General features: G+C 49.0%; 4 protein-coding genes and 1 pseudogene. 4 read left to right on the plus strand and 1 reads right to left on the minus strand.

The genetic code is table 11. The annotated features are described in order from the left end of the window. Window positions 1-474 (plus strand): annotated as a pseudogene (locus tag HMPREF1144_RS12270) (IS110-like element ISSm1 family transposase); the annotation flags it as partial. A 358-nt stretch (window positions 475-832) separates the two neighbouring features. On the opposite strand, the gene HMPREF1144_RS12275 reads toward HMPREF1144_RS12270, so the two are convergent. Next, window positions 833-1,336 carry a hypothetical protein gene (locus tag HMPREF1144_RS12275; protein WP_007372141.1) on the minus strand — a complete coding sequence of 168 codons (504 nt, stop codon included), beginning with the start codon at window positions 1,334-1,336 and terminating at the stop codon, window positions 833-835. Between the two features lie 253 nt (window positions 1,337-1,589). Between HMPREF1144_RS12275 and umuD the strand changes: the two genes are divergently transcribed. From umuD to HMPREF1144_RS31405, 3 genes are all read left to right on the plus strand, one after another. Then, the gene (umuD, locus tag HMPREF1144_RS12280; RefSeq protein ID WP_008786793.1) at window positions 1,590-2,006 is read left to right on the plus strand and encodes a translesion error-prone DNA polymerase V autoproteolytic subunit; all 417 of its coding nucleotides are present in this window, start codon (window positions 1,590-1,592) and stop codon (window positions 2,004-2,006) included. Further along, window positions 2,006-3,271, plus strand: coding sequence for a translesion error-prone DNA polymerase V subunit UmuC (gene umuC, locus HMPREF1144_RS12285; RefSeq protein ID WP_009652912.1), 1,266 nt, complete (start codon window positions 2,006-2,008; stop codon window positions 3,269-3,271). The genes umuD and umuC overlap by 1 nt, the downstream gene beginning before the upstream one ends. A 165-nt stretch (window positions 3,272-3,436) precedes the next feature. Beyond that, window positions 3,437-3,786: ISL3 family transposase (locus HMPREF1144_RS31405; RefSeq protein ID WP_009652803.1), on the plus strand; the 350-nt coding region annotated here is incomplete at its 3' end.

Below are 3,786 nucleotides of genomic sequence, written 5' to 3' on the forward strand. Positions count from 1 at the left end.
CTGGAGCACGTTGCTCGCATTGAAGATAACATCGCTGAATATGACCGAATTTTGTCCCGCATGGCCAAAACAGATCATCGCAGTCAGCGGCTGATGGAATTGAAGGGCGTTGGCCCCACAACGGCCTGTGCGCTGGTCGCCAGTATCGGTAATGCACATGATTTTAAGAATGGGCGCCAGCTGGCAGCCTGGCTGGGACTGACACCATCGCAGTACAGCAGCGGCGGAAAGTCGAAGCTTGGCAGGATAACGAAAGCTGGCGATTCGTATCTGAGAACACTTCTGGTTCAGGGTGCCCGCTCGGTACTGATCGGGGCGGAGAAAAGGACTGATTTATTCAGTCGTTGGGTCTGCTCACTGGTCGAACGCAGAGGATACTGGCGCGCTGTTGTTGCCATCGCTGCCAAAAATGCAAGACTGTGCTGGGCATCATTGCATTACGGTGATGATTTCAGGTTGTACTCAGCCAGCTAAAGTACAAAGCTGTATGACCATCTGTTCTGCAACTCGTTGATGATAAAGGGTTAGACCCCGTGAGGTATATCTGCTTATTGTACAGGGCAAGTGTACCCGACTAACGAACTAGAGCCTCACGAGCGTCTTTCATCAGGGTCCGAATCGATGACGATTCATCATGACCGTTTATAGTACCGCAGTCTCTCCCCTTTATTTTTTTACTATAGTGCAGACAGAAACCGTAAACACCGGCGTTGACATGCCGGGGAAGCCCTTATAGTACAATAATTTTCGATATCCAAACTGACCCCAAGTAAGGACGGTCGCGCCTGTGGTGGTTTTATCTCCGTGGAGCGCCTGGCCCCGGCCATAATTGTTAGTTCGATACCCCATGAGTCACGCCTCCGGGTATTGCCAGAAAGTCGGGGGCTTCAGCCATACCTTTGCGCGATAACAGCACTAATCTGTCCTGCGGGGTCGAGACAATTTCATCCCCGTTATCCAGTACGCTGCCCACCAGCGCGAGCCCTTTCTCGAAGTGTGTAGCTTTCTGGCCAGCGCTTGAAACAATCCGTGCAGATGAACCATCGGTATAAGTGACTGCATCACCCTCCACTGCGATTTTGACCATTTGACCGTTGCCTAGATCCATAACCCTGGCGCTATCAACAGCGGTTACGACACCACCTCGCGCAGTCAGGCTTCCCTCGACCGCAACACGCCAGATTGCTGTTACCGGGTGTTGGCGATCCCTTTCAGCGTTCTGCTCAATAATTTGTCGAGCATCCACATCCATTGCGGCCAGATCAGCGTCAGAGAAAGGGGATTTGTCAAAGTCGGCCAGCATTTGTTGAGTTGCTTCATTTGTAAACTGCTTCATCGTTATTACTCCTTATAAAATGTACGGATAAATTCCGAATTGTATACGAAGTAAGCACGAGTAAATTCTGAAAATGAACTGAGGAATCATATGGTTGCAATTTGTTATGTGCAGTTACCCACTTCTGGACAAGTGATAAGAAAAACCTGAAGAGTGATAGCGGAAAATAACTTTCGGAAAAGGAGGTGCGAAAATTCCTGGCTCCTGTCTATAATACTGTATGGATATACAGCACCACGAAGAGCAGAGCATTATGAAACTTATCCCAGTGACACAACAATCACCAGGCCAATTCCCGTTGTTCGTTGAGCCTGTCAGCGCAGGTTTCCCTTCAGTCGCTTCCGATTATGTTGATGAATTTATTGATCTAAATACTCACCTCATCAAACATCCATCTGCAACCTACTTCTTACGAGTAACAGGTTCATCGATGGTAGAGGCACGTATTCACGAAGGCGATCTGGTCATCGTGGATAGCTCACTTGAGGCGAAAGAGGGGGATATTGTGATTGCGACCGTTGATGGTGATTTCACCATTAAGCGGTTGCAGCTAAGCCCGGCTCCCGCGCTACTGCCAATGAATAGCCGGATGTCACCGATCTATCTGAAAGAAGGCGAAGAACTGGCCATTTTTGGCGTGGTGACCTTCATCGTGTACAAGGCCTTGTGATGTTCTGCCTGGTGGATTGCAACTCATTTTACGCCTCCTGCGAGAGAGTCTTTCGGCCCGATCTGGTGAACAAGCCAATTGTATGCCTTTCGAACAATGATGGCATGGTCGTGGCACGTTCAGCGGAAGCTAAAAAATTAGGTATCCAGAATGGTGACGTGTACTTCCAGAAGAAAGCATTCTTTGAAGCTAACGGTGTACATGTTTTCAGTTCTAACTATGCCTTGTACGCGGAGATCTCCCGTAGGGTGTGTGAGACATTATTTAAATTCTCCAGTAATACTGAGGTCTACAGTATTGATGAAGTTTTCCTTTCGTTTGAAGGAATGCAGAAAAATTATAATTTTGATGACTATGGAAGAGAAATAAAGAAAACCGTATTAAAGAGCACCCATATACCCGTGGGGGTGGGCATATCGACAACTAAAACTTTGGCAAAACTAGCAAATAAAGCTGCAAAAACATGGACTAAAACAGGCGGAGTGGTTGATCTCAGCAGTCCAGAAAGACAACGTAAATTATTGCCATATATTGACGTAAGCGATGTCTGGGGGGTGGGCCGGAGATATGCCACCAGACTGAACAGCATGGGCATCAGGACTGCTCTCGATCTGGCCAATGCGCCAACATCGCTTATCCGTAACACATTTGGAGTCGTACTGGAGCGAACGCAGCGCGAATTGAATGGCGAGTCCTGCATAGCCCTGGAAGAGGTGAGGAAGGTTAAGCAGCAGATCATCAGCTCGCGTTCATTCGGCCAGAAAATAGAGCACTACGAAGCAATGCACCAGGCGGTGTGTGAGTATGCCGAACGTGCAGGCGAGAAGCTGCGCGAAGAGAAGCAATACTGTCGCTGCATAACGGTTTTTATTGGCACAAGTTACTATTCGAAAACGGCCCCTTACAGTGGCCAGCAGACAGTCAAGCTGGAAAACCCCACCGCCGATACCCGGGAAATCATTGCGGCTGCGGTCGCAGGGCTCCGGCATATCTGGCAGGAGGGATACCGATACCATAAAGCCGGAGTGATGCTATCTGACTTTTATGATAGCGCCACCAGCCAGCTCGATTTGTTTGGTGAGAACCGACTCTTTGCCAATGGTGAAGCGTTGATGGGCGTGATGGATAGAATTAACCGGTCAGGTCGGGGGAAATTATGGTTTGCGGGCCAGGGCATCGACAAAGACTGGACGATGCGGCGGGAGTTATTGTCACCATCCTATCTCACTAACATTAATGAAATCCCTCGCGTCAGGATTGGCTAATCAGCAGTGAAAACTTCATTCGTCATCGATAAAATTCGTCTGTAAACAAAACGAACTTGATATACTCGGTTTCGCTTGTTATGAGTATGTATGTACATGGGTCTTCCCTTGTTGTGGTGGCTGAAGGCATGATAATGGTGTATTTAATCGCCAGAGGTCACCGCCATGGACGAAAAGTCCCTCTACGCTCATATTCTCAATCTGTCCGCTCCGTGGCAGGTAAAGTCCCTTTCTCTCGATGAAAATGCCGGTTCTGTTACTGTCACTGTTGGGATCGCTGAAAACACCCGGTTAGCCTGTCCGACCTGCGGTAAATCCTGTTCTGTTCACGATCACCGTCATCGTAAATGGCGCCATCTTGATACCTGCCAGTTCACCACCATTGTCGAAGCCGATGTTCCCCGCATTATGTGTCCGGAGCATGGCTGCCAGACATTGCCTGTACCGTGGGCAGGGCCTGGCAGCCGGTATACGCTGCTGTTCGAATCGTTCGTGCTCTCATGGCTGAAAATCAG

It is taken from the genome of Klebsiella sp. OBRC7, from assembly GCF_000293135.1.
GTDB classification, from domain to species: Bacteria; Pseudomonadota; Gammaproteobacteria; order Enterobacterales; family Enterobacteriaceae; genus Klebsiella; species Klebsiella michiganensis.